The sequence below is a fragment of the Rhodococcus sp. NPDC055024 genome (assembly GCF_053608585.1).
Window position 1 is genome coordinate 545,168 of the sequence record NZ_JBSGVT010000001.1, and the last position, 24,393, is coordinate 569,560.

23 protein-coding genes and 1 pseudogene are annotated in these 24,393 nt (G+C 63.4%); 5 read left to right on the forward strand and 19 right to left on the reverse strand.

The genetic code is table 11. The annotated features are described in order from the left end of the window. Nucleotides 1-733: 733 nt before the first annotated feature. The 9 genes from ACWF6P_RS02505 to ACWF6P_RS02545 all read right to left on the reverse strand — a co-directional run bounded on the left by ACWF6P_RS02505 (nt 734) and on the right by ACWF6P_RS02545 (nt 5,051). Complete coding sequence (locus ACWF6P_RS02505) at nt 734-1,975, reverse strand: phage major capsid protein (RefSeq protein WP_452619837.1); 1,242 nt, start codon at nt 1,973-1,975, stop codon at nt 734-736. Between the two features lie 281 nt (nt 1,976-2,256). After that, a complete protein-coding gene (locus ACWF6P_RS02510) occupies nt 2,257-2,505 on the reverse strand; it encodes a hypothetical protein (RefSeq protein ID WP_452619838.1) in 249 nt (82 codons plus the stop codon). 117 nt (nt 2,506-2,622) lie between these two features. Beyond that, on the reverse strand, nt 2,623-2,934 hold the full coding sequence (locus ACWF6P_RS02515) for a hypothetical protein (protein WP_452619839.1): 312 nt from the start codon (nt 2,932-2,934) through the stop codon (nt 2,623-2,625). Further along, nucleotides 2,931-3,230 carry a WhiB family transcriptional regulator gene (locus ACWF6P_RS02520; RefSeq protein WP_452619840.1) on the reverse strand — a complete coding sequence of 100 codons (300 nt, stop codon included), beginning with the start codon at nt 3,228-3,230 and terminating at the stop codon, nt 2,931-2,933. Before ACWF6P_RS02520 ends, ACWF6P_RS02515 begins: the two co-directional genes overlap by 4 nt. Next, complete coding sequence (locus ACWF6P_RS02525; RefSeq protein ID WP_452619841.1) at nt 3,227-3,415, reverse strand: hypothetical protein; 189 nt, start codon at nt 3,413-3,415, stop codon at nt 3,227-3,229. Before ACWF6P_RS02525 ends, ACWF6P_RS02520 begins: the two co-directional genes overlap by 4 nt. 275 nt (nt 3,416-3,690) lie before the next feature. Further along, entirely contained in the window at nt 3,691-4,077 is a 387-nt protein-coding gene (locus ACWF6P_RS02530; RefSeq protein WP_452619842.1) for a hypothetical protein, read from the reverse strand. 103 nt (nt 4,078-4,180) lie between these two features. Then, entirely contained in the window at nt 4,181-4,411 is a 231-nt protein-coding gene (locus ACWF6P_RS02535) for a helix-turn-helix domain-containing protein (RefSeq protein WP_452619843.1), read from the reverse strand. After that, nucleotides 4,408-4,812 (reverse strand): hypothetical protein, encoded by a 405-nt coding sequence (locus tag ACWF6P_RS02540; RefSeq protein ID WP_452619844.1) that lies wholly within the window; start codon nt 4,810-4,812, stop codon nt 4,408-4,410. The genes ACWF6P_RS02535 and ACWF6P_RS02540 overlap by 4 nt, the downstream gene beginning before the upstream one ends. Then, entirely contained in the window at nt 4,812-5,051 is a 240-nt protein-coding gene (locus ACWF6P_RS02545; RefSeq protein ID WP_452619845.1) for a helix-turn-helix transcriptional regulator, read from the reverse strand. The genes ACWF6P_RS02540 and ACWF6P_RS02545 overlap by 1 nt, the downstream gene beginning before the upstream one ends. A gap of 102 nt (nt 5,052-5,153) precedes the next feature. Between ACWF6P_RS02545 and ACWF6P_RS02550 the strand changes: the two genes are divergently transcribed. Both ACWF6P_RS02550 and ACWF6P_RS02555 read left to right on the forward strand, forming a co-directional pair. Next, a complete protein-coding gene (locus ACWF6P_RS02550) occupies nt 5,154-5,750 on the forward strand; it encodes a helix-turn-helix domain-containing protein (RefSeq protein WP_452619846.1) in 597 nt (198 codons plus the stop codon). Further along, entirely contained in the window at nt 5,734-6,927 is a 1,194-nt protein-coding gene (locus ACWF6P_RS02555; protein ID WP_452619847.1) for a tyrosine-type recombinase/integrase, read from the forward strand. The genes ACWF6P_RS02550 and ACWF6P_RS02555 overlap by 17 nt, the downstream gene beginning before the upstream one ends. Before the next feature lie 17 nt (nt 6,928-6,944). Here ACWF6P_RS02555 and ACWF6P_RS02560 read toward each other — a convergent pair. The 4 genes and pseudogenes from ACWF6P_RS02560 to ACWF6P_RS02575 form a co-directional block, all read right to left on the reverse strand. Next, nucleotides 6,945-7,166, reverse strand: a pseudogene (locus ACWF6P_RS02560) (sigma factor); the annotation flags it as partial. A 140-nt stretch (nt 7,167-7,306) separates the two neighbouring features. Continuing rightward, nucleotides 7,307-11,305, reverse strand: coding sequence for a lipid II flippase MurJ (locus tag ACWF6P_RS02565; RefSeq protein ID WP_452619848.1), 3,999 nt, complete (start codon nt 11,303-11,305; stop codon nt 7,307-7,309). Then, the gene (locus ACWF6P_RS02570) at nt 11,302-13,656 is read right to left on the reverse strand and encodes a DUF6049 family protein (protein WP_452619849.1); all 2,355 of its coding nucleotides are present in this window, start codon (nt 13,654-13,656) and stop codon (nt 11,302-11,304) included. The genes ACWF6P_RS02565 and ACWF6P_RS02570 overlap by 4 nt, the downstream gene beginning before the upstream one ends. Then, complete coding sequence (locus ACWF6P_RS02575) at nt 13,653-14,240, reverse strand: NUDIX hydrolase (protein WP_378539883.1); 588 nt, start codon at nt 14,238-14,240, stop codon at nt 13,653-13,655. The genes ACWF6P_RS02570 and ACWF6P_RS02575 overlap by 4 nt, the downstream gene beginning before the upstream one ends. Before the next feature lie 111 nt (nt 14,241-14,351). On the opposite strand from ACWF6P_RS02575, the gene ACWF6P_RS02580 reads away from it, so the two are divergent. Further along, nucleotides 14,352-15,803 carry a CCA tRNA nucleotidyltransferase gene (locus ACWF6P_RS02580; RefSeq protein ID WP_378541199.1) on the forward strand — a complete coding sequence of 484 codons (1,452 nt, stop codon included), beginning with the start codon at nt 14,352-14,354 and terminating at the stop codon, nt 15,801-15,803. Here the strand turns inward: ACWF6P_RS02580 and ACWF6P_RS02585 are convergent. From ACWF6P_RS02585 to ACWF6P_RS02600, 4 genes are read right to left on the reverse strand one after another with little or no spacing between them, the layout of a single operon-like run. Further along, a complete protein-coding gene (locus tag ACWF6P_RS02585; protein ID WP_452619850.1) occupies nt 15,787-17,094 on the reverse strand; it encodes an MFS transporter in 1,308 nt (435 codons plus the stop codon). The genes ACWF6P_RS02580 and ACWF6P_RS02585 overlap by 17 nt on opposite strands. A 23-nt stretch (nt 17,095-17,117) precedes the next feature. Further along, on the reverse strand, nt 17,118-18,755 hold the full coding sequence (locus ACWF6P_RS02590; RefSeq protein ID WP_452619851.1) for an acyl-CoA dehydrogenase family protein: 1,638 nt from the start codon (nt 18,753-18,755) through the stop codon (nt 17,118-17,120). After that, nucleotides 18,739-19,362, reverse strand: a complete 624-nt coding sequence (locus ACWF6P_RS02595) for a TetR/AcrR family transcriptional regulator (RefSeq protein ID WP_452619852.1) — start codon at nt 19,360-19,362, stop codon at nt 18,739-18,741. The genes ACWF6P_RS02590 and ACWF6P_RS02595 overlap by 17 nt, the downstream gene beginning before the upstream one ends. A gap of 54 nt (nt 19,363-19,416) precedes the next feature. Next, nucleotides 19,417-20,358, reverse strand: a complete 942-nt coding sequence (locus ACWF6P_RS02600) for an NAD-dependent epimerase/dehydratase family protein (RefSeq protein WP_452619853.1) — start codon at nt 20,356-20,358, stop codon at nt 19,417-19,419. A 134-nt stretch (nt 20,359-20,492) separates the two neighbouring features. Here ACWF6P_RS02600 and ACWF6P_RS02605 point away from each other — a divergent pair, with 134 nt between their 5' ends. Both ACWF6P_RS02605 and ACWF6P_RS02610 read left to right on the forward strand, forming a co-directional pair. Further along, nucleotides 20,493-21,188 (forward strand): TetR/AcrR family transcriptional regulator, encoded by a 696-nt coding sequence (locus ACWF6P_RS02605; protein WP_054826016.1) that lies wholly within the window; start codon nt 20,493-20,495, stop codon nt 21,186-21,188. Nucleotides 21,189-21,242: 54 nt separating this feature from the next. Beyond that, complete coding sequence (locus tag ACWF6P_RS02610; RefSeq protein ID WP_054831849.1) at nt 21,243-21,848, forward strand: YqgE/AlgH family protein; 606 nt, start codon at nt 21,243-21,245, stop codon at nt 21,846-21,848. A gap of 266 nt (nt 21,849-22,114) precedes the next feature. On the opposite strand, the gene ACWF6P_RS02615 is transcribed toward ACWF6P_RS02610, so the two are convergent. Both ACWF6P_RS02615 and ACWF6P_RS02620 read right to left on the reverse strand, forming a co-directional pair. Further along, on the reverse strand, nt 22,115-23,095 hold the full coding sequence (locus tag ACWF6P_RS02615; protein WP_452619854.1) for a bile acid:sodium symporter family protein: 981 nt from the start codon (nt 23,093-23,095) through the stop codon (nt 22,115-22,117). A gap of 4 nt (nt 23,096-23,099) precedes the next feature. Then, complete coding sequence (locus ACWF6P_RS02620; protein ID WP_452619855.1) at nt 23,100-24,269, reverse strand: MFS transporter; 1,170 nt, start codon at nt 24,267-24,269, stop codon at nt 23,100-23,102. Nucleotides 24,270-24,393 lie beyond the last annotated feature (124 nt).

The following is a 24,393-nucleotide window of genomic DNA, read 5'->3' on the forward strand; positions in this document are numbered from 1 at the left end:
ACTCACTTGATGGCCTTCTTCAATCCCTGTCATTGTCGAGCCTCCTACATGTAGGACGAGGAGACGCGAGTCGATGCACGAGTGGCCCACAGCACAAAACACTGCCCCCGGGGGTTACGCGGAGGCGCGCGTTCGCCTAAGCTTCGGGGCGTCCGACCAAAGACATCCCGATGCCCTGCTGGAGTCCGCTCTGGCAGGGCCTCGGCGTTTCCAGACCGATTGGTATCGGTCCGGTAGTGATTCTAGTGGTTACTGTCGACAGGGGATGCCGCGTCGTGGTCCAGCGCCTCACATGTGGCGGAGAATCTTCCTATTTGAGACACGTCGTTGCAGGCCGACGGTGTCTCAGGGAGAAGGCATCGACGCACAAGTCGGCCGCAAACTTCGCGGCTGTGTGGCGTCTTATGGCGCAGTATCGGGAAAATCGAATACTTGGCAACACGAACCGGTAAACCGATTGTCGTGTGTGGAAATCGACGCTTTTAGGTAACTGCGTCGAGAAGGGTGTCGGTTCTACCGACACCCTTCAGCCCGCCTTTTCGTGCCAGCGCGAAGAAGGTGAGTCGTGATATCGCGCGCGCGAGCCCGGTCATGGCCGAGGAGGGAGAGAACCAGTAACCGGTGGAAGTGGTCCGTCCAGCTGGATCGCCGTGATTGCGAGCCCCCTCCCTGCCTTGACAGCAAAGCACCCCGACTCGTTTCTGAGCCGGGGTGCTTCGTTGTGCGGCCGGGGTCAGGCTGCGGTGGCGATCTTCACGACGCCGAGTGGCTGGTACACCGACAGGTGGTAGCGAGACTCGACGCGGGCACGCATCAGGTTCTTGTCGAAGTTGTCGCCGGAGCTGTCCCACTTCAGTTCCACGTTCGCGTCAGTGTCGACGGCGAGGGCGGTCGGGTCGAGCAGCACTGCGGTCTTGGCCGGCAGTGCCGTGCAGATCGCGATGTTCACTCCCCACAAGGTGCGCTTCGCACGATCGACCGGGCCACCGAGTTCGAGACTGCCGGCCGTTTCGGTGCGGGCGAGTTCGAGGGTCTCCCAATCGGCGGGGCTGAGAACGAACGTGCCAGCGGTGTGGCCGATGCTCTCGACTGCGGTCACGGCCTTGCGGGTCGTGGTCAGCAGGTCCGTCACGAACGCCTGCGTCTGGATGCCGGACGTGTTCAGCAGGCCGGTCAGCTCGTTCTTGGCGGGCGGTCCGGTGACCTCACCGACACCGTTGAGAACCTGATTCTCGAGTGCGCGGTACAGGCCGTAGATCATCTCGTCGGTGACGAACTGTTCGAGGTTGGTCACGTCCTCGAGGCTGTACTTGTCGATGCCTTCGGACAGGTGCGCGATGACCTTCAGTTCGCCCTCGACGGGGGTCAGTCCGTACACCGAGGTCGGCTTGGTGTCACCGGATTTGACGACGGCCGCGTTGTTCGTGCGCGCAGTCTGGCGCAGGAACCGGAACACCGGCGAGGACTGCTTGACGACGGGGATCGTGGCGAGCAGCTCGGAGAGAGGTCGTGCGTCGGTGACGATGTTCGGGGACACCGTGACCGATACCGCGGTCTCACCGCTCGGCAAAAGAGCTTTGGTGCCGAAGGAACGTCGAGCGAGCGAGCGACCCTTGGCGCCGAAATGGGAATCGAGGATGTCGTCGTCGGGTCCGCCTGCGATCATGCCCTGAGCGGCGCGGCGGCCGAGCTTGGCGAACGACTTGGCGGACACGTTGAGGAATCCCTTAGCGTCTGCACTTCCGGTCTCGCTTGCCGCTTCGGCGCTCTCGTCGGCGATGGCGTCGAGCTTGCCGAGAATGGCAGCAGCATCGGAGGCTTTCGCGATGCTCGCGTCGAGGGTCTCAATTTCGGCAATGAGCACCTGTACCGCTTCGGCCTGTTCGGCGCTCAGTTCGGTACCGGCAGCCTTTGCGCCGTCGACGATGGCGTTGGCCTTGGTGAGCGCAGCGGCGCGCTTTTCCTTGAGATTCATGGTGTGTACTCCTGGGCAGAAATGAATGTGGGTGCGCCTGGGAGACGGGCGGATTGGAAGGCTTGACCGCTGGCCTCGCTGGGCGTCACGTTCTTTCACGTGACCTCAGGGGCGGACGGGTTGACGCTCTCCGTGTACCGATGGTCTGACACCGGGTCTTGTGGATTGTGCTGGCGTGCAGGCGAGCTGGTCGTGGTCACACCGGGCGTTCGATGATCGGTCGAACCTCGGGGACGGTTACCGCTCTGCCTACACCCCTGACAGCACTTGAACTTCCGCGATCAGCTTAGCAGTGTGTGGAGGTCGGAAAGCAAAGCAGTCTCGGCGTTTTCGGTTCCGAGTCCCTTTTCGAGGGCAACGGATGCGATGTCCGCCACGGCCATCGCGAGATTGAGAGCGTCGTCTCCGGTGTCGAGTTCGCCGAACACGACGTGCGCGGCGTGCAGATCTTTGCGTACGGCAGCGAGGACCAATCGCAGTGCGCGGGTCTTGTCGGTGTCGTTCATCGGTCGAGCGTTCTGGTCGGGCATGGGTTCACCTTCCGAGTGCTGTGGTGGAAAAAACTTCGGGGAGAGAAGACCTGACTGCCCAGCGAAGGGAGTCAGGTGGTAGAGGGCTCGCTTGAGATCTGAACCCCCTACCTCTCGTCAGGCGAGTCGGGAATCTGTAGCGGCTGCGAGGTCGCGAAGCGTTTCGCCCAACTGCTTCGCTTCGAGGGGGCTCATCGACCAGGGGCCGAGTTCCACGATGGTTCCGGTGAGTCCGTCGTCGACATAGACGCCGGCCACGCGCACGTTGACGAACTCGTCAGTGGCGTCATGTCGCAGTAGGCAGGTTCCCTGGACTCCGACCGGGTAGCGCGCCGCGCCGTCGATACTCGGGTGCGCGGGGTCGTCGGGCAGGCTTCCGTCTGCGTGGAGATCGATAGCAACCAGATGCTGTGGTCGGGTGGAGTTCATGCTGTGTCCTTCGTTCGTGTGGTGGATTCCTGCAGGCATCCGTTCCAGATGCCGGACGCGTCGTGTTCTGTTGCTGCGACGGTGCACTCGGCGCGGACCGGGCAGCGGAGGCAGATCGTTTTTGCGCGGTGGTGTCGGTACTCGCGTTGTTCGGTGGTCTCGTGGTCGACGTAGGCGTCGAACAGTGGTGCCATCCCTTGGCAGGCTGCGCCGGTGAGGCGTTCGTCCACGAGTGTGGCGATGAGCGGTATCGGCGCGGGTGCGTACTTCGACCCTCGCAGTTTGGGTTCGGTCATCGGATGCCGAAGTCGTTCGTGTGCACGGTGGTGCGCAAGTGCGGCTTGCATGTCAGGCACGGGATCATCCGGCCGTCGAGGTCCGCGCCGAGCCATCCGTTTCGGCAGGCTGGATTGTGGGCCAACTGCGATCGCGGTGCCGGGGTCGGTTCGTCGTCGATTTCCTCCCCGAATCGATCAATCATTTCTTTGCCTCCTTCGCTACTCGCACGCGGTCAGTTAGTTGCGTTCTCAAGCCGGGACTTTGAGTTGGTCAGTGGCTTTGTGATTACTGGTCTGGTGATATTGGTCTGGTGGGCGCTCATGGGTGAGCTCCAGACTTTGCTAAATGAGCTCCAGACTTGGGTCAGATGAGCTCCAGACTGTCTCCAAATGAGCTCCAGACTTTCTGGAGCGCAATAACTCTGGGACTCATGGGTGAGCTGTAGACCGTCACCTGTGGATAACTGTCTAGGGCTCATCAGTGATCTCCAGACTCAGTGCGTTCGTCTGGTGGCAGCAGATCCATATCGAGCAGATTCATGGGGATCGAAAGCTGGTATTCGTTGGCTTGTTTGGCCCACCGGTTCCCTTGCTTTACGAGTCCGATCAAGCCGTGTTTGCGCAGCCATGACAACGTGCGGCCGACCGTTGCGGGTGAGGTGCCAGTGACTCGCGCGAGCCGCTCGGAGCTAGGCCGGACGCGGGTTCCGTCGATGTCGGCATAGGTTGCCAGTGTCAGTGCCATGAGCATCGTCGTGGGCGGCATGCTCACACGCCGGATGATTCGCTCCCACTCGAATCGCTCAATCGGACCGGAGGTAAGAAGCCCCTCCGATGCGTCGATTTCCACTGGCTGGTCGGTCACGGTTAGTTGCCACCACCTCTCGGATCGAATCGTCGGTAGTCGGTGATGAGCCATGCGATCGACTGACCAACCAGGAGCGCGGCGAGAAGTCCCTCAGTGATGGTCACAAGACGGCCCTGCCCTTCTCGGCTTCCCAATCCGCCAACAGATCCCGTACCGATACCTCAAGAACGATCGCAATCCGTACGATCTCGTCGCACTTGAAAGGCACCCTGCCTGACGTCCGTCGACTCATCGACGAAGCGGTCAGGTCAATCATTCGGCCAACTTCGGCAATCGTCATGCCCGACAGCATGATTGCCGCTTTGACGGTCCGCCCCAGTGTCGCGCTCATGCGAAGTTCTCCGGGTCCAGATAGAGCCATGCCCGATGCATCTCAGTCAGTGTGTCGATCAGTGCGGGGATGCCGGACGGGTGAATCTCGGGATAGTTCGCATCGATGCCACGGAAGTTGAGGCTGAACACTGCGGGAATCGGCGCGCCGTCTTCATCGCGCTGGTCGTGACGATCGAGGACCACGACACACTGCTGCGCTCCTGACCCGAGCGGTCGAATGACAAGATTCGTCATCTCGCTGCTGTCGGGTTTCAGCAAGGCGAGCACCTCGGCAGATGTCGGAAATGTTGGTACAGTCACGGCTGAATCCGTTCTTTCGTGAGTGTTGGTGCGGGTCTCACTGCCCTCGATGCCCTGGTCGGCGTCGAGGGCGCTTTTCGTGGTGGGGATTGTGCGCACTACGCCACACCGCCGCGCACGTTGTTGTCCTCCTGCGCGGCCAGCCACTCATTCAGCTTCGACAACTTGTAGACGACTCGTTTCCTGCCCAGCGTCATTGACTCGGGCCCTTCTCCGATATGCCGCCAGTAGCGCAGTGTTCCGAGCGGAAGACCAGTCGTCTCACTGACCTGCTTCGTGGTCAGGTACCGCTCCACCACTTCGATCTCGACGGGACCGGACGCTTGTGAGGTTGTCACCAGTTCACTCCTCTGTTTCAGTGACGCAACAGTGATGCATGTTTGCAACAGGTTGAATGCTGGCATTGATTTGTGTTGCTGTCAAGCATTAGTGTTGCGCCCATGAAACATGCGAAGAGTGACGTTCAACGGAATCGCGCAGTCGACGAACATCCCCGCACGCTCGGCGACGCGATTCGGCAAGGCAGGAACAGGCTCGGACTCAGCCAGCGAGCGCTCGCGGTAAAGATGTCAGAACTTGGAGTGCCGCTCGATGCGAGTGCCGTGACCAGGCTTGAGAACAACCAGCGAGAACCTCGCCTTAGCGAGGGGATTGCCCTCTCCAGATTCCTGCAATTCGACCTGTTCCTATTCGCGCCGACCGGATTCTCGGAAGCAGGGCTTGTGGCGAATACGGTCGCTTCTTACACGCGCGCAGCGGACTCAATTGTTTCGCTCGTCGTCGACGTTGCTCACACGCTCGGAATGCAGGAGCTCTTCGATCGAAACGGTGAAGCCTCCCGCGAACAGGCTGCGGCCGACCTGTTGCAGGAGATACAGGACGCAACGGAGTTCGAGGGTGAGCTATTCATCGACGGAAGTTCGGCCAACATTGCTGTGGCAAGCGTTTCACCTGCGGAATTCAAGGCCGCCCAGACTGTTCTGAATCACCTACTTGATCGGCTCGGAATGGTCGGCGGCGATGACGCCGAAGCGTAACCGCCGCGCTGGCGTCGAGGATCTGTGGTGGAAGACGGTTCGCGTCGACGGCAAAGATCAAAAGGTCGAGTCGAAACTACATGGAGCTGGAAAGCGTTGGCGTGCAAGGTATGTCGATGACGAGAGCCGTGAGCGCACGAAGCGATTCGATCGCAAGGTTGATGCTCAGAAGTGGCTCGATGACATCGTGGCGAGTCAGGTCACCGGCAACTACATCGACCCCGTACGCGGTCAGATCACCTTTGGTAGCTTCTATGCCGAGTGGGCGCCGCGGCAGGTCTGGGTGCATCACACGCGGCGTGAGAATGATCGTCTCGACCGGACTGTTCCGTTCCGTGACGTAGCCATGGCTGACCTGCGGGCGAGCCACTTCGAGGCATGGGTCAAGAAGATGCAGGATCAGCCTCTCGCTCCGTCGACGATCAAGTCGCGGATGATGAACGTGCGCGCCATTCTCAAAGCAGCCATACGTGACAAGGCACTCGCGTCCGACCCGAGCCAGGGCGTCAAACTCCCCCGTACGCGGCGCGCTGAGGCTGCCATGGTCATTCCGACCAGCGAGCAGGTCGGCAAGCTAATTCTGTGCGCAGAGAATCGATTCACGCTGTTCGTCGCACTGTGCGCTTTTGCCGGCCTCCGATCTGGCGAGGCCTCTGCGCTGCAGGTCGCGGACTTCGATTTCCTGCGACGAGACATTCACGTCGAGCGTCAGGCGCAGCGGATCCGTAGCGGCGTCGTCGAGATTCGCCCTCCGAAGTACGGCAGCGAGCGAGTGATCGCGGCGCCCAAGGAACTCATCGACATGGCGGCCGAGCACATCCGCTTGCACGTACCCGGCGACAATCCGCAACGCTGGATGTTCGAGGGGCTCAACGGCAACCCGATGGAAAACAACATGGTCGGTGGGCGCTGGCGCAAAGCGAAGGCTGCGGCAGGCATTGCGGACGTCAAGCTGCACTCCCTGCGGCACTACTTCGCGTCGGGTCTGATTGCTGCAGGGTGCGACGTGGTGACCGTTCAGCGCGCTCTCGGGCACTCGTCGGCATCCGTCACCTTGGACACGTACAGCCACCTGTGGCCGAAGGCTGAGGATCGCACTCGCAAGGCCGCGAGTGGTCTTCTCGGTGAGGCATTTGGATCTACTGCGTACCCTCTGCGTACCGAGGGGCTCTCTTGAGCTTCTGACCTGGTATTCCAGGCGTTGACCACGATGGTGTGGAGCCAGCTTCGCACCGCCGCGTCGCCGCGGAACTTCGACGCCTTGCGGTGCGCGGACAGCAGACCCTCCTGGAGCGCGTCTGCCGCGTCCTCGTCCGAGTAGCTCGTACGCCGGGCAACGTGCCATAGATGATCCTGATGCCGGGTCAGAAGTTCACGGAACGCATGCCGATCGCCTGCCACATGAGCAGTCAACAATTCGAAATCCGTCGTCTCGAGATTTGTGTTCTCGAAACTTCTGGATTCGAATTTTCCGGCTCCGCCCCCGGTGCCCCCCCGATAACTGTGCACGGGCGGATATTAGCCCAGTCGGTAGGTTTCAGACGGGCCAAGGGCGATCACTTTGCAGCAGTGAATGCAATCTCCGAGATGGATGTCTGGTTTTGTCCGGATTCGGTGCTGAGCTGCGTAATCCAAACCAGGACATACTGACCCGAGCCGTCCGACGAGAGCGGAATGTCGGTCACACCGTTCTTCAGTACACCGGATCCGATTTCCTTGGTCTGATCCAGCGAAGTATTCGCAGAAGGGGCAGAACGGATTTCAACGACGGTTCCGGGCGAATCAGACGTGATCGCAATGTTCTTCAGGTTGGCCGCATCGGCGAGCGTCACCATCAGGCCGACGCCGTTCTTCAGTGATGGGAAGGGCTGGAAGTACGAGTCCGACGACCATGCGGTGGCTGGATTGCCGTCGATGGCGTTCTTCGCCGTCGCCGGCTGGTCCGGCGTGCCCTGGGGTGAGAACACTGTTACGGCCGAGGCGGCTACCGGCACGGTTGCCGCCGCCGGTGCGGGGGCAGGTGAATTGTTCTCGGGCGCAGTGGCTTCGGTGGTCAATCCGAAACTCTGCTCGCTGAGCGGGGTGTCGTTACTGCCGCCCGAGAGGAAGCTCGCAACCCACACCACAAGGAGAATCAGGACGATCACGGTGAAGACGCCGAGCGCCGTCAGTGCCGCGAGCATCCGCGTCGACTTCTTCTTCTCGGCCTCGATGGCTTCCGGGTCGTTCAGTGCATGACCCGACGCTCCCTGCTCGCGGTGGCCGAGACGAAGTGCCGGAATCATTTCCGTCTTGTCGTTGACGACGGACGCCTGATCGAGGATGTGCTGCACGGTGGCAGCAGTGCGGATTCCACTCTCCGACTGCAAAGCTCGAACCGCAACGGCCGAGATGTCGAACGGGACCTCCGGACGGACGACCCGAGGTTCGACGATGTTGCCGTCGGCGCCGCGGCCGGCGGGAAGCAGACCACCGACGGGACCGGCGGACGGTTCGGCGAGCGGCCAGCGTGCCGTGATGAGCGAGTACAGCATGGCGCCGAGGCCGCGGACGTCGCTGGTGGAATCGGCGTCGGCAAGCGTCGCGGGGAACGCCAGTACGGCGTCACCGTTGATGCTGATGCGAACGCGGTCAGGGTGATCGATGGACAGCGCACCGCCGGTACGATGAGCGGCCTCGGCAGCGGCCGCGAGGGCGCGGATGGCGCGCGCTGCACCGATCGGCGACGGCGTCGTCTCGGCCATTTCACGCAGCGAGCGACCGGGAGTCCATTCGGCGACGACGATTCCGCCCGAGCTTCCGCGGACGACGTCGAGGACGCGAGCCAGACCGGGCGAGTTGATTCGTCCCAGGCGCAGAGTGCGTGAGAGAACCGCCTGCGGTCCGGACTGGCTGTCGTCGTCGCCGCGCTGATCGGCGTCGACGAACGTCAGGGCTACTTCACGGTCGAGCTTGACGTCGAGAGCTTCCCAGAATTGCAGTCCGCGGGTTCCGCCGTGCGGGGCGAGCAGACGGTAGCGTCCGCCGGCGACAGATGCGCCGGGGATGAGCTTGGGTCCACGGGGCATCGGTCGCTGTGCCGGTCGTGATGCGGATCCGGCGGCAGACGTACGAGGCGCAGCGGGCGGAGTCTGAGCGGCAGCCGTTTTCTGAGATTCGGGTGCCTTTTTGTCCGGCGCAGGCGTCTTCGGTGCGGGTGTCTTCGACACAGGTGCTGAAGGTGCCTTCGACACGGGCGCCGAAGGTGTCTTGGACACACTGACCGGAGGCACCGGCGGAGCGGCCTTCTGCACCGGCTGCTGTGGCTTCTGGACCGGCCGCTGGGCAGGCTGCTGTGGCTTCTGACCCTGCTGCGGCTTCTGGCCGACAGATGCGGAGGAACTCGTGGATGCAGGTGTGCCCGACGATGCCGTTGACTTCTGTTCGGACGCTTTCACGGCAGAAGTCCCGGCACTCTTGTTGCCGGAAACGTTGTCGTCGCTCACCCTCGCTCCTTCTCCATCGATAGCCCGTCCCCGAATACGCGCGGGTTGCGATCCTGTACGCCCATGACCAGGGTACGGGAGCGCACCCGGTCGTTCGTGCTCGTTTGATTCCGTTCTGATTGCAGGAATCAGCTCGGTGACGTCGTCGTCGGTGTTGTTACGTGTGTCCGGTTCGGCGCGACCTGTCAGTGAACGAATCTTGCGGGAGACCGCAACCGTTACCGACAGAACTTCCGGAACCTTCTTGAAGTACAGAATCGTGAAGGTGATCGCGAGCATCAGGATGCCGCCGACGGCGACGCGAACCATCGAGCCGGGTCCGCCGAAACGCTCGGTGAGTTGATCGAATCCGAGGAATCGGTCGACCGCGAGCATGGTCAGCGAACCGGCCAGCGAGGCGAGTACGACGGACCAGACCGTCTTGCCCACGTTGGCCATCTGCAGGTTTCCGAGGCTGCGGTGCAGGAGGTATCCGCCGATGACGGCGCCAGCGATGTAGCCGAGGCCGTTGGCCGCACCGAGCAGGATCACGACCTGATCGCTGTTGGAGGCGAAGACCGGAGCCAGTGCCGAGAAAGCGATCTTCACTGCAGTGATGCCGAGAACGATCCACGTCGGCGTCCAGGCCTGTTCGCGGGCGTAGAACACTCGAAGTTGGATCAGGACCAGCGCGTACGGAATCAACGTGAACGCCGACCAGCTCACGGCGGTACCGAGTCGTTCGGCCTGTTCGGGTCCGAAGCGGCCGTAACCGTAGAGCGCTTCACCGACCTGCGGCCCCATGAAAGTCAGGAACATGATGATCGGAACCAGCGTGATCATGGTCAGACGCGTCGCGACCGACAGATCATCCACGACGGCCGGGGTGTCGTCGGCCGCAGCGTTGCGGCTCAGGCGCGGCATGATCGCGGTCAGAACCGTCACTCCGAGCACGCCGTACGGGAGCTGCAGGAGCAACCAGGCCTGGCTGTAGATGGCGGGGCCGGCCTCGTCGGCATGTGAGGAAATCTTGGTCGCGAAGATCATGCCCATCTGGCTGATCAGGACGTACAAGACGATGGCGACGGCCATGCCGCCGAACTGGCGCAGGCGATCGTCGAGACCCCACAGCGGCTTGAGTGAGATCTTCTCGCGGCGAAGCGCGGGGATCAGGCTGGCGGCCTGCACGATGACGCCGATGGTGATGCCGATACCGAGGGTGAGCAGTTTTGCATCGCCCATCGAGACTGGATTCAGCGAGATCTCACCCGGAGTCAGGCGATAGACCACGAGCACCACGAGGACGACGACGTTGTTGAGTACGGGAGCCCAGGCTCCGGGCTTGAAGATCTGTCTGGTGTTCAGAAACGCTGTGAACAGCGCTGACAGCCCGTAGAACAGGATTGCCGGCAGAAGCAGATACGACAGCGCGGTGGTCAGGTCGGTGCTGACCTTGCCGTCTTCGGACAGGAAGACGTATTTGGTGAGTACGGGTGCTGCCAGGGTCGCGAGCAGCGCGGCCATACCGAGTAGCACAAGCGACGCGGTGAAGAGGCGTCGGACAAACGCTTCGCCGTGATCGGTGTCCTCCCGTTCGGCGCGAACCAGCACGGGAACGACGATCGCGGTCAGCACGGCGCCCAGAACCAGTTCCGCGATCATGTTCGGGATCTGGCTGGCGACGGTGAACGAACTGGCGATGGCGGGGCCGAGGACCATCAGGATCATCAACTGCTTGGCGAACCCAGTGATGCGGCTCGTCAGCGTCGCAATCGCGATGGAACCGGTTGCCGCGAGGAGTCGAGAGTTGGTCTCCTTGCGCTCCCCGGCCTGGACATGAGCGTCGGTGTCGAACTCGTCCGACGTGGTCGTCTGCCGATCGGCGAATTCCATCTCGGCTTCGCGGTACCGGGGGTAGTCGCGGATCACCGGGATGGTCATGGTGGGTGCGTCGTCGAAACGTGCGTCCGGGTTGACCGGCTGAATCGGGTAGCCGCGCTCCCACGGTGGCATCCGAGGATGCGAGCGGGTCGTGGCACTCTTGCGGGTGATCGCCGAGCGGCGACCCTCCTCGGGTGGATTCCCGGTCATGAGCGTTCGTACCCTTCATCTGCTGGGTCCGGCTGACCCTTGAATCGATGCCACAGCCGTCGCCCTGCCAGGAACAGCAGCAACCCTCCCGCTGTCGCCGTCACGGCGGCCAGGGGACGACCGTACGCATTCGACCGTACGGTCACGCTGGTCGGCGTACCCAATTGGCGGCCATCTGTCGTGGTCAGCGAGAAGTTGACTTCCAGCTTGCGAGAATCGTTCATTTCCGCGGGCACAGTCAACTGTCGGCTACCTCGCGGCGGCAGCTGTTTGGGACCGATGTCACTGATCTGCATTTCGGGTGGGGCTTCCACACGCAGGTCGACGTTGATGGCGATGGGCAGTTCGTTGCGCGCGACCAGCAGGAGCGGACTCTGCCCCGACGCGAGTGTGTAGACGCCGCCCGGCGACACGACACTGACGGCCCGGTACATCCCGTCGACGGCTTCGGTGACGTTGTCGGCGCGGATGGTCGCAGCGCGCTCCGCCCGATTGACCGACGCGGAGTCGACGTTGCGGCGCCCGGCCAAGGTCATCGAGCGGAGTAGATCTTCGCGGAGCGGCGCCGTGAATCCCCGGGGGGTGAGCGAAGCCGCCGGATCGTCCACCAGCGATGCTTCGAGCCCGTCGATACGCGGAAGTTGGGTGGTTGCGGTCTCGACGACGGACGTCTGCGGACCGTCCTGGGTAGCCCGGTCCGGGTAGTCGAGAGTGGCGGCGTCCGTCGCGCCCGGTTGTCTGCCGAGCAGTGCCGGCAGGGCCTGAGGTGAGGCGAGCCCTGACCGGATGAGGGTCGCGAGCATCGAGAGCACCGCGGTGGCGTCGTTGCTGTCGGCGGTCCACAGTTGCGGCGGCGCGAAGATCTGATTGCGCGGCAGCGACGTCGGTGTCAGCGCGGCCCAGGCCATCGCCCCCAGCGCGTCCTGACGCCGGGCGCTGCGCGATTCGATGTCGATGGTCGGCGCGGTGTCGTCGGGGATGTACGACGGGACCTGCGGCTCCGAGCCGGTGGCGGCCAAGGCTGCGGCTGCCGAGGTGTCGAAGGCAAGCGCGTCGAGTGAGCCGGTTATCCGCGACGACAGTTGCGGGGCCGCCGAGTCGACGGAGGTGTCAGCCACCATCGCTGTGGTGGGATTCACGCTCAGCACCTCTGCAGTGGCCGAGTCGAGGACACCCGAATCGGGCCAGACGAAATCTCGCAACGAGGTCACGCCGAGGATGTTGTCGACGATGTCCGCCGGGCGTGCGAGCGCGGTAGCCGTCAACTCCGGATTGGCCACCGAGGTGACCGCGGCGAGATCGGCCTGCGCGAAGGGAACCGCCGTCGTGCACATCGAGGAGGCGAGCGTCTTCACCCGGCCGAGCCACTGGTTGGCGGCGTCGCTGCCGCGGCCTTCGTGCGACGGCCCGGTGGGATCGGACGAGTTGTCCGCGACGAGGTATCCGCGAGTCATGTTCTCGACGGTGATCAGAAGGTCGGGGTCGATTGCCAGGCAGAGCGCATCCGTGACGCGGCGATCGGTATCGCTTTCGGGTTTGGTGGCGTTCTCCACCGCATCGACCAACGCGTCCAGACGTCCGCCGTCGGAAAGTTCGGTGGCAAGTTCGTCGTCGATCAGGCGTACCGGCTCGTTGACCGCGCCCGGGATTCCGCCGACGAGTCGGGGAGCGTCGGCCAGCGGCCACATGAGCGTGACGCCGATCGGGGCGGATGTGTCGGGGGGAACGACGGCCGTGGCCGACGAACTGGGGGTTCCGGCTGTGGCGTTCGATTCGGCTGCGGCCGGCACACCGAGGACAGGGAGCAGGAAGCGTGCGTCGTCGAGTCGGGCGGCACCGCCGTACTCCGGGGTGCCGTTCACGTTGACGAGCATCGGGTAGACGCCGGGTTCGGTGATGTCGAGGGACAACCCGGTTGTGCTCCGGAGCGGCAGGGTGAGCGTGAACTGCTTGGACTGGCCGGTGTCGAGGGTGGTGGCGACGGTGTCGAATTCGCCGACCGTGTCGAAAACAGCCTGGTCGAAATCGAGTGCTGCGCGCACGTCCGAACTGGAGTCGATCGCGGGAGCGCGCTGCAGCCTCACTCCGACGTCCTCGACGGGACGGTCACCGACGTTCTTCACCGTGCCCTTGACCACGACGTTGCGGTCGCTGGTGGTCGTCACGGTGGTCGGTGCGGTGGAGTCGAGTGTCAGTTGCAGAAATTTGGCATCGTTGGTGTCTCGCGCCGGTGCGCGCTCACTGGGCTGGCTGGACGGCGCTGCACCTGCGACGGCCGTCGTTGCAGGCCCGAAACCGACAGCGGCCATCACCAGAGCGGCCACACCGGCCCGCCGCAGAGCCATTCTCATCCGGCGTCCGGTTCCTTCGGGTGCTGTGTTCGCAGAATCTCAGGTCGCTGGATTTCAGGTCTCGGCATCTCGGCGATCATCTGCGACGCGAGTTCTGCGAGTTTGCGCTCGTCGGCGTACGCGAGCCGCGAGTGCAGTTCCGTCAGCGGCACCCAGGCGACTTCGGTGACCTCGATGTCCTCGTCGGAGAGTTCACCGCCGAGAAAGCGGAGGAGATAGTGGTGCACGGTCTTGTGGACGCGTCGACCTTCGGTCACGAACCAGTAGTCGATGCTGCCCAGCGGCGCCAGGACGGTTCCCTGGATACCGGTTTCTTCTTCGACCTCACGCATCGCGGTCTGCTCGGCGGTCTCACCCTGCTCGATATGGCCCTTGGGTAGCGACCAGAGTAGGCGTCCGCGCCGGTCGGTTCGGCCGATCAGTGCAGCGCAGAGGCGTTCCGGGGGTCCGCCCCAGCCATCGACGACCAAGCCGCCCGCAGAAGTTTCACGGACGGTTCGCATCAAAGGTTTATCGGGGTTGCCGACGGCAGGTCGACGCCGCGGGTTGCGGCGACTCCTGTTTGTTCGTTCGGCACCAGACACCTCATCGATACTAGTTGGCCTTGCAGCGTTGCCCGGTAACCCGCGCAAAGCGGTCTATCGCGTTCGTATGCGCGTTCTGCTATTTGCGCACCTTAAGTAAGCTCCTTTCACGTGACTGTCCCTACCTCCGACGCTGATCGCCGCCTACGACTGCTTGCCGACGCCACTGCGACGCTCGGCACGTTGTCCGACGTGTTGAACCCGCTCGGTGAGCGTTTTGCTGCGGCCGGTCACGAGCTGTTCCTGGTGGGTGGCAGTGTTCGCGACGCAATTCTCGGCCGCTTCAGTGGCGATCTGGACTTCACGACGGACGCCAGGCCGGAGAAGGTGCAGGCTCTGCTCAAGGGCTGGGTGGACAAGCAGTGGGACACCGGCATCGAGTTCGGGACCATCAGCGCCATCAAGCACGGCCAAGAGATCGAGATCACGACCTTCCGGGCCGACGCTTACGACCGTGTCTCGCGTAACCCGATAGTCGAGTACGGCACGACGTTGGCCGACGATCTGGTGCGCCGCGATTTCACCGTCAACGCGATGGCCATGAAGATCGGCGCGGACGGTTCCTACACTTTTGTCGATCCACTGAACGGCATGGACGCTCTGCTGGCCGGAGAGCTCGATACGCCGTCGGCGCCGGAAAACTCGTTCAACGACGATCCGTTGCGGATGCTGCGCGCAGCCCGGTTCGTCTCGCAGCTTGGTTTCACGTTGAACAATCGCGTTTTCGAGGCCATCAAGGAGATGGCGTCGCAGATCGAGCGAATCACCGCCGAGCGCGTGCAGGTGGAGCTGAACAAACTGATGCTGGGCATGTACCCGGTGGACGGCATCAACATGATGGTCGACTCCGGGCTGGCCGCGTACGTGCTGCCGGAGGTTCCGCAGATGAAGCTCGAGATCGACGAGCATCACCAGCACAAGGACGTCTACCAGCACTCCCTCACGGTGCTCCAGCAGGCGATCGATCTCGAAGAAGGCGACCCGGACCTCGTATTACGTTGGGCCGCACTGCTTCACGACATCGGAAAGCCGGATACCAAGCGCAACGAGCCAGGCGGTGGCGTCAGCTTCCACCACCACGAGGTGGTCGGTGCCAAGCTGGTGCGCAAGCGCATGCGTGCCTTGAAGTTCTCGAAGCAGATGGTCGACGATGTTTCTCAGCTCGTGTTCCTGCACTTGCGTTTTCACGGCTACGGCAAGGGGCAGTGGACCGACTCGGCCGTGCGGCGGTACGTCACCGACGCGGGCGAGCTGCTCCCCCGGCTGCACAAGCTCGTCCGGGCGGACTGCACCACGCGTAACAAGCGCCGCGCTGCGCAGTTGCAGGCCACGTACGACGACATCGAAGAGCGGATCGCGCGCATCGCGGAGCAGGAAGACCTTGCTCGGGTGCGTCCGGACCTCGACGGTAACGCGATCATGGAACTGCTGAACATCCCGGCGGGCCCGCAGGTCGGCAAGGCATGGACGTTCCTCAAGGAACTGCGTCTGGATCGCGGCCCGCTCGATCGTGACGAGGCCGAAGCCGAACTGCTGAAGTGGTGGGCTACCCAGCAGGGGTAGTTTCTCGTTTCTTGCGGTTGATCAGCACCGCTGACAAGCCGGCGGCATAGACACCCGCACCGGCAATGGCGAGGCCGACGCTTTTGCCGTCGGGTGCGATCACCGTCGACGCGGCCGCGATCGCACCGATGAACGCGACGTTGAACACGGTGTCCTGCAAGGCGAATACCTGGCCACGACGGTCGTCGTCGATGTCGATCTGCATGGCCGCGTCGCCGCTGAGTTTCACGGATTGCCCGGCGATGCCGAGCAGGAACGCAGCGATCAGCAGCGATCCCTGAGTCAGGGTGGTCACGAAGACGAGTTGGACGAGAACCGCGCACACCAGGGCGTAGGTGATCGTCCGTGAGCGGCCGATCCGCGGGATCAGGAACGGTGTGATCAATGCCGCGATCAACATTCCGATTGCCGTGGCGCCGACGGCGACGCCGAATCCGGCCATCCCTCCAGGCAATTGGGAGCCGTTCGAGGTGTCGCGTAGGACCAGCACCATGATGAGGGTGTTGATGCCGAAGCAGATGCGGTGCGCTCCGATTCCGATCATTGCCGTGGTGACGCCGGGCGCCTCCCAGACAGCGGTTGCACCGGTTCGCAGTCCGGCTGTTACCGAACGCACAGCGCTGGCACGGACTACTTCGTCGGCCACCGGACCAAGTGAGCGGGCGGTGAACCTGGCCGCGGCGAGGGCAGCGATTACCGATCCCAGTGCTGCGACGGCCACAGCTGCGCCTGACGCTCGATCGCCCGCGCCGATCACACCGATGATCGCCACCGCTGCCGAAGCGCCCAGGGCGGCCACCACCGAACCAGCTGTTGTGAGAACGGAATTGGTGGCCACCAGCCACGATTGTCGGACGACCTTCGGCAGGGCTGCGGATACGCCTGCCCCGACAAAGCGGCTGATTCCGATCGCAGCCAGTGCACACGTCAACAAAAGAGTGTCGCCACCGCCGGCGACCAGCAGCACCGCGGTGGTCAGGATGAAGAGCCCGCGGAGCACGCTCGCCCACAGGAGCACCAGTCGGCGGTCCCAGCGATCCAGCAGAGCCCCGGCAAAGGGCCCGATCACCGAATAGGGAAGGAGCAGTACGGCAAAGCCGGCCGCTATCGCCACCGGATCGGGTTCGCGTTCCGGGTTGAAGAGGATTGCGCCACCGAGCGCGGCCTGGAACATTCCGTCGCCGAACTGGCTGGAAAAGCGGACGAGCGCCAGCCTTCCGAGGCCTGGTGATTCACGCAGTGTGTGCAGTACGCGCTGCCAGGCCTCGCGGCGGTTCGAGGCTCGGTTCATAAGCGGTCACTGTAGTGGGTGGGTCAGGCGCCGACCTTGACGGTGGCCCGCTCGAGGATCGGCGCGACGTCGACGCCCCTCGGCAGCGTTCCGAACACGCTCCCCCAGCTGTTTCCGAGCCGACTCGCGCAGAACGCGTCGGCCACCGCAGGGTGCCCGTAGCGGAGCAGCAGCGAGGCTTGCAGCGCGAGTGCCATGTCACCGACGATCTTTCGCGCCCGATATTCGATGTCGCCGAAATCGCCGAATGCCGCTTCAAGATCTCGCACTGCCTGATCGAAGTGGCTGTCCAGTCCACTCGCTTGTTTCAGTTCGTCGAAGAACACCTGCAGCGTTTCGGGTTGTTTCGCCATCGCCCGCAGTGTGTCGAGCGCCGCGACGTTGCCGGACCCTTCCCACACCGAGAGCAGCGGAGCCTCGCGATAGAGGCGCGGCATCCGGGATTCCTCCACGTATCCGTTTCCGCCCAGACACTCGAGTGCCTCGGCAGCGTGGATCGGTCCGCGCTTGCAGACGAAGTACTTGCTCACGGCCAACGAAATGCGTCGTAGTGCACTGGCGTGGGCATCGCCTGCGGTTGCGCGGTCGGTCAGAGCGGCCAGCCACATCGCGACGGTGGTGGACGCTTCCGATTCCACCGCCAGATCTGCCAGAACGTTTCGCATCAAGGGTTGGTCGATCAGGTTGGCGCCGAAAGCACTTCGATGCGTCGCGTGGTGAACTGCCTGCATGGTGCCGACACGCATGCCGGTGGCCGTGCCGATCGTGCAGTCCAACCGGGTCATGTTGACCATCTCGATGATGGTGCGCACGCCCCGGCCTTCTTCGCCGACCATCCATGCGAGAGCGTCGCGGTACTCGACCTCGCTGCTCGCGTTGGAGTGATTTCCCAACTTGTCCTTCAGGCGCTGCAGGTACATGTTGTTGAGCGAGCCGTCCGGCAGGACCCGAGGAAGGAAGAAGCACGACAGGCCACCCGGTGCCTGGGCGAGGACGAGGAACACGTCCGACATCGGCGCGGAGGTGAACCACTTGTGGCCCGTCAGCAGGTAGCTGCCGTCGGATTGTGTTACTGCCCTTGTGGTTCCGGCACGAACATCCGAACCACCCTGCTTTTCCGTCATCGACATACCGGCGATCAATCCGGGTTTGGTGAGGGGAGCTTTCAGCGCCGAATCGTAGTGCCGCGTGGTCAGGAGGGCTTCGTACTGCGCGGCCAGACCCGCGTTGTGCCGCAGCGCGGGGATCACGGCGTACGTCATGGAGATGGGGCAGCCGTGACCGGCGTCGGTTTGACCCCACACGGCCATCTTCGCGGCGCGGACGAGGTGTGCGTGTGGATTCGGGTCAACCCACGGAGCGCCGTGCAGCCCCAATTCCACTGCGGTGCTCATGAGTTGGTGATAGGCGGGGTCGTAGCGGACCTCGTCGATTCGGTTGCCGTAGCGGTCATGGGTTCTCAGGACGGGTGGGTGCTCCTCGGCCAGATCGCCCCACTCCTGGGCCTGAGCACTGCCGGCGCGGAGCCCTACCCGATGAACCTCCTCGAGTGCGTCCGATGCGCCTTCACGGTGTAGTGCCTCGAGGATCGGCGCGTATTCGGCTGCGTCGTAATCGATCAGGGGCGGAACCTGATTGGTGACTTCATGCGTGGGTGTCATCGAAGCTCCCTAACGATCGAAGGGTGAAGGCGAGAATGGCGTCGATCGCAGCGGGATCGGTGGCGCCGCCGCGCAGTGGAAGGATCAGGGCCTCACCGATTGCCCCGACGATGCACGCTGCCGTCAGAGTGGCGTCCTGTGGCGGTATCTCACCGGTGTCGACCGCCGAGCGAGTTGCGGTGGCCAGGCAATCGCGGAACGATTCGCGAAACATCAACCGCTGTTCGTCGACCAGAGGATCCACCGGTTCCACGAGCAGTGCATAGGCGAGAACCGGTGCACGCATGGCACGTTCGGCGAAGGTGCGAACCGACGCCGATACCGCGGAGCGGTGGTTGCCTTCCAGCCGTCGGGCGTTGTCTCCGGCGTCCCGGGCTGCGGATACCTCACGGCTGCAGACTGATTGGAACACTTCGGCGAACAGTTCACCCTTGCCGTCGAAATGGCGGTACAGCGTCCCGGTGCCGACGCCGGCGGCCTTGGCCACCGCGGCGATGGAACACCCCGCATAGCCGTGAGTTGCCACTGCCGTCGTGGCGGCGGCGAGCAGTCGGGCGCGTTGGGCGTCCAATCTTTCCTGTACTGCCGGAGTGCGGCGATAGGCCATGTCAAGAAGTGAACACCCGTTCCGTTCTTGCGTCAAGAGCCCCCACCTGCACGTTCACGCAGCAGCGGCGCGAGCCTGTTCCGCGCGCCACCACGCGACGGTCTCTTCGGCAGCCTGATCGAGCGGCGTCGGCGAGAGTCCGAGCAGCACTTCGCTGGCGCTCGAGTCCATGACGAATGGCTTGGTGAACTGGTAGTTCATCTCCGCGAGTTCACGGCTGTCGGTGTTGATCTTGCCGACGGCGTCGAGCACCCAGGCGGGCAGGACGCCCACCTTGGCGGGGGACGCCCCGGCAGCGCGAGCGAAGGCCTCGGCGATTTTGCGTTGAGTGAGTGCGGGGCCGGTGGGTGCGTGGAGGACGGAGTTCCAAAGCTCGGGGTTGTGTGCTGCCGCGATCATGGCTGCTGCGAGGTCGGGAATGTAGGTGAAGGAATGTGGCTGATCTGCGGAACCGATGACACGAATCTTCTTACCTGCCATGACCTTCGGAACCATGCGCTCGCCGGCGTGAGCGGTCCGGACACGAGGACCGAAGAAGTCCGAGGCCACGACGCTGACGGTGGGTGTTGCCGAGGCCTCGCGAGCACGCAGCAGCGCGGTGCGCACGCCGCGCTTGCCGCCGGTGGCATTGCGTGGATCGGATTCGGTCATCAAGGTGTCGGAGTTGTAGGCGTAGAGGCTTTCGGGAAAGACAACGACGGCGCCGATGGATGCGGCCGCGTCGAGCACAACCTTCTCGGCAGCCGGGAGTTCCCGTTCCCAATCGGCAGCGTTGTAAGCGGCGTGGATGCAGTGGTAGATGGCCGTGGCGCCTTCGCTGACGGCGCGCAGGGCCTCGGAATCCGAGACGTCGACGCGTCGACGGTCGATCAGCGGGTGTTCGGGTCCGCTGCCGGACCTGGTCAGGATGCGGACGTTGATTCCCTGCTCGGCGAGCTGTAGCGCGACGGCGGATCCGACGGGTCCTGCTCCGGTGACGATTTCGAGGTTCGACATGGTGTGCTCCTTCTCGTTTCGGGTGAACTGAGAGCACTGCTCTCGTTTTCAAGAATGCACCCGCGCTCCAGTGGTGTCAAGAGCAGTGCTCTCTTTTGTTGATACTGCTCTCGGGAATGGGGCAAGATGGACTCATGGTTGGAACTCCCCGCGAGCGGGCGCGCGAACAGACGCTGCAGGACATCACCCGGATCGGGCGCGAGCATCTTGCTGCCGTCGGCGCTGCAGCCTTGTCTCTGCGGGCCGTCGCACGTGATCTGGGAGTCGTGTCATCAGCGGTGTACCGCTATGTCGCCAGTCGCGACGAACTGCTGACCTTGCTGGTGGTGGACGGGTACACGGAACTGGGCGCGGAGGTAGACGCTGCCGTGGATGCCGTTGCAGCAGAAGACTTTCGCGGGCAGTTCATGGCTCTCGGGCGCGCCGTCCGGAGCTGGGCGATCCGGGAACCGGCCCGCTACGGTCTGTTGTTCGGCAGCCCCGTCCCCGGTTACGACGCTCCGGGCGAGCAGACCACCGGCCCTGGCACCCGCGTCGTGACCCGGCTGATCGCGATCATCGACGGTGCCCACCGAGCGGGCGCACTGACGGTGCGGGAGGGCCCGGATCTGAGCGTCACGCTGGCAACGGACCTCGAGGGAGTGCGGAAAGAACTGGGCACCGACTTGCCGCCGGATGCCGCGGTGCGCGCAACTCTCGTCTGGGTATCTCTGTTCGGTTCGGTGAACTTCGAGGTCTTCGGGCAGTACGGAAGCGACACGTTCACCGACGCGGGTGAGATTTTCGAGCGGCATCTGGCACTACTTGCCGATGTGGCGGGTCTGACCTGAACACGCCTGTGTCTGCGTTCCACTGCATGCAGTCGTCGGTGAGATGATGTCTTTGTGGCGCACGCAGAAGAACCCGAGGATCGAATGGCCTGGATAGAACCGGAGGTTCGTCCGGGCAGTTTGTTGGTGTCGTCGACCGATCTCACGGAACCCGCATTTCGCCGCACCGTCATCTACATGATCGAGCACAACGACGCCGGGAGCCTGGGCGTCGTCGTCAATCGGCCGAGTGAGACGGCCGTGCAGAACGTACTGCCGCAGTGGTCGCCGCTGACCGCGCATCCTTCGGCGCTGTACATCGGTGGCCCCGTCAAGCGTGACTCGGCGTTGTGCCTGGGCATCGCTCGTAACGGTGCACGGATCGACGGCGTCGCCGGCCTGCGGCGGGTGGACGGCAAAGTTGTCATGGTGGATCTTGACTCGGACCCAGCGGTCATCGCTCCGCTGGTCGAAGGGATCCGCATTTTTGCCGGTTACTCGGGTTGGACTCTGGGGCAGCTTGATTCGGAGCTCGAGCGTGAGGACTGGATGGTGATCAGCTCACTGCCCTCGGATGTGCTGACGCCGCCACGTGTCGACGTCTGGGCACGGGTGTTGCGACGCCAACCGCTCCCCGTAGCGATGCTGGCCAGCCACCCCATCGAGGTTGAACGGAACTGACCTGTCGGAGGTCGATGATATTCCTGTGTCATCGTTTTCGAGAGAGGTGGCAGTAATGATCGTTGAGCGTCAGATCCAGTGCGCGGACTGTGTTTCGGATGTCGATCACTGCCACGATTGTCTACTGCGACATGCCGACGGATCACTCGAATGCACCGGCGTGAACTGCGTCGACTTGGCATCGGTCCGCCATGCGTTGTCCATCGATTGTGCTCAACTGCAGGGTGGTTGTGGCTGTGTCGATGCGACCCGAGACGAGTTGCTCGCTAGTTGACGCTGACCGGATCCCGATTCGCGAAGCGTTGCGCCATCGCAGCACAGACGATCAGTTGGATTTGATGGAAGATCATCAGCGGCAACACGATCAGGCCGACGGGCTGGCCCGCGAACAGCACAGCTGCCATCGGTAGGCCCGTTGCCAAGGACTTCTTCGAGCCGCAGAAGATGATGACGATCTGATCGGGAAGATCGAACCCGAGCTTGCGCCCCGCGAGAGTGGTCACGCCGAGAACCAGCGCGAGAATCAGGCAGCACACGATTGTGAGGATCACGATCTGCCAGATCGTGATGGTGCTCCAGATTCCCTCTTTCATGCTTTCGCTGAAGGCGGCGAAGACAACGAGGAGGATCGATCCGCGATCGACGTACTTGGTGGGTTCGGCGTACTTCTGCAGCCATCCGATCACCAGCGGGCGGATCAGCTGACCGACGATGAACGGGATCAGCAACTGCACGACGATGTCGAGGATCGACGAGAAGTCGACTGTCGCCTGGCCTGTGGTGTTCATCAGCAGAACCACTAGCAGCGGTGTGACGAAGACGCCGATCAGGTTGGAGAACGACGCACTGACGATCGCGCCCGCGACGTTCCCCTTGGCGATCGAGGTGAACGCGATCGAAGACTGAACCGTCGACGGAACCAGGCACATGTAGAGGATGCCGGTGTAGAGCTCGTCGCTGATCAGGGTCGGCGACAGGAATCGCAGTGCTAGGCCGATCAGTGGGAACAGCACGAACGTCGCCGCGAGGACGACGGTGTGCAGTCGCCAGTGCTTGACGCCCTTCCACGCCTCCTGCGGCGAGAGCCGTGCGCCGTAGAGCAGGAACAGGAAGCCGATGGCGATCTTGGTGGCCCAGTTCAGAATGCTCTCCGCGGTACCCGATACCGGGAACACACTTCCGAGCACGCCGGCGATGATGATGCCGAGGATGAACCCGTCGATGTAGAACCTGCTGAGAAACTTCACCTGGCTAAGGATAACGGCGTGCTCGGGCGGGCTCTCGAGCCCCACGAAGGTTGAAGCCCATCACGGCCAGGCACAGCAGCGTTCCGATGATCGACAGCTCGATGATGGCCGTCTGCATTCCCTGGATCGTGATGGCGATACCCGCGATGATCGACGGGATCGCCAGTCCCGCGTAGCTGACGGTGAAGAACGCGGCCAGAACTCCGCCGTGGCTCTCGCGGGCGTGGGTCCGGGCGGCGGCGTTGACGCGCTTCATGCCGCCGGCAAAGGCCAGACCGTGTCCGGCACCGACCACGACGGTGATGACGCTCAGCAGTGCCAGGCTCGGGACGAGGTCGACCACGAGCAAACCGATCATTCCGAGGGCGAGGATTCCCAGGCCGACGGTGACGGACGTACGCGGGTCCATGCGACTTCCGCCGAGTTGCGCGATCACCGAACAGATCATCACCAGCGCAGCCGCCCCACCGCCGAGTAGAAGGTTGTCGATGTTCAGCAGGTCGGTCATCCATGACGGGACCACCGACTGGAAGAGCCCGACTGCGCCCCACGACAGCGCGACGGCGAGCGAGCTCAGCCAGAACGTCTCTCGGATGGCGGCGGGAACATGTGGCATCTGGAAGAACCGCTTCGGGCGTGTGATGTCCCCGATCCGCGGCAGTAGCAGCAACACGATCAGTGCCGGGATGAACGCGACGAGGAAGATCAGATACGGCAATCGCAGAGGTTGCGGAAGGTACTGGGCGATCGCACCGGACACGAGTGGTCCGAGTGCACCGCCCAAAGCGCCCGTCACCGTCGAGACGAGCGCGGCCCGTCGGTGATCGAACTTCGGTTCCTGCTCCACCAGCGCGGCACTGCCTGCGGCACTCGCCGCGCCCACCGCGATTCCCTGAGCGACACGGCCGACGAACAACCACACCGTCGCGTCGGCGAATGCCAGAACGAGCGTGCCGACGACGCTCAGTGCGAGTGCAGTCAGAAGCACGGTGCGCCGGCCGAGGGCGTCGGACAGCGGTCCGAAGAACAGCAACGCCGGAACGAGGCCGGCGACGTAGACGCCGTAGATGAGCGTCTGGATGGTGGGCGTGAACCCGAACTCGGTCCGGTACAGCCCGTAGACGGAGGTGGGCATGTTCGCGCCCAAGAGGATCACGGTGAGGACGTAGCCCACGCCGTAGAAGTGTCGATTGGTGCGGCGTGTGCGTTCTTCGGTGGCGACAGCTGTGGCGGACGTGGGAAGCCCCTCCTGAAGACAGAGTTCGAAAATACATGGGTCGTCCTACGTATCGTAGGTG

What these genes read in the sequence shown, in the direction of transcription:
- ACWF6P_RS02505 (WP_452619837.1), bottom strand. Translation starts at nt 1,975, where the DNA reads ATGAATCTCAAGGAAAAGCGCGCCGCTGCGCTCACCAAGGCCAACGCC.
- ACWF6P_RS02510 (WP_452619838.1), bottom strand. Translation starts at nt 2,505, where the DNA reads ATGCCCGACCAGAACGCTCGACCGATGAACGACACCGACAAGACCCGC.
- ACWF6P_RS02515 (WP_452619839.1), bottom strand. Translation starts at nt 2,934, where the DNA reads ATGAACTCCACCCGACCACAGCATCTGGTTGCTATCGATCTCCACGCA.
- ACWF6P_RS02520 (WP_452619840.1), bottom strand. Translation starts at nt 3,230, where the DNA reads ATGACCGAACCCAAACTGCGAGGGTCGAAGTACGCACCCGCGCCGATA.
- ACWF6P_RS02525 (WP_452619841.1), bottom strand. Translation starts at nt 3,415, where the DNA reads ATGATTGATCGATTCGGGGAGGAAATCGACGACGAACCGACCCCGGCA.
- ACWF6P_RS02535 (WP_452619843.1), bottom strand. Translation starts at nt 4,411, where the DNA reads ATGAGCGCGACACTGGGGCGGACCGTCAAAGCGGCAATCATGCTGTCG.
- ACWF6P_RS02550 (WP_452619846.1), top strand. Translation starts at nt 5,154, where the DNA reads ATGAAACATGCGAAGAGTGACGTTCAACGGAATCGCGCAGTCGACGAA.
- ACWF6P_RS02555 (WP_452619847.1), top strand. Translation starts at nt 5,734, where the DNA reads ATGACGCCGAAGCGTAACCGCCGCGCTGGCGTCGAGGATCTGTGGTGG.
- ACWF6P_RS02565 (WP_452619848.1), bottom strand. Translation starts at nt 11,305, where the DNA reads ATGACCGGGAATCCACCCGAGGAGGGTCGCCGCTCGGCGATCACCCGC.
- ACWF6P_RS02570 (WP_452619849.1), bottom strand. Translation starts at nt 13,656, where the DNA reads ATGAGAATGGCTCTGCGGCGGGCCGGTGTGGCCGCTCTGGTGATGGCC.
- ACWF6P_RS02585 (WP_452619850.1), bottom strand. Translation starts at nt 17,094, where the DNA reads ATGAACCGAGCCTCGAACCGCCGCGAGGCCTGGCAGCGCGTACTGCAC.
- ACWF6P_RS02590 (WP_452619851.1), bottom strand. Translation starts at nt 18,755, where the DNA reads ATGACACCCACGCATGAAGTCACCAATCAGGTTCCGCCCCTGATCGAT.
- ACWF6P_RS02595 (WP_452619852.1), bottom strand. Translation starts at nt 19,362, where the DNA reads ATGGCCTATCGCCGCACTCCGGCAGTACAGGAAAGATTGGACGCCCAA.
- ACWF6P_RS02600 (WP_452619853.1), bottom strand. Translation starts at nt 20,358, where the DNA reads ATGTCGAACCTCGAAATCGTCACCGGAGCAGGACCCGTCGGATCCGCC.
- ACWF6P_RS02605 (WP_054826016.1), top strand. Translation starts at nt 20,493, where the DNA reads ATGGTTGGAACTCCCCGCGAGCGGGCGCGCGAACAGACGCTGCAGGAC.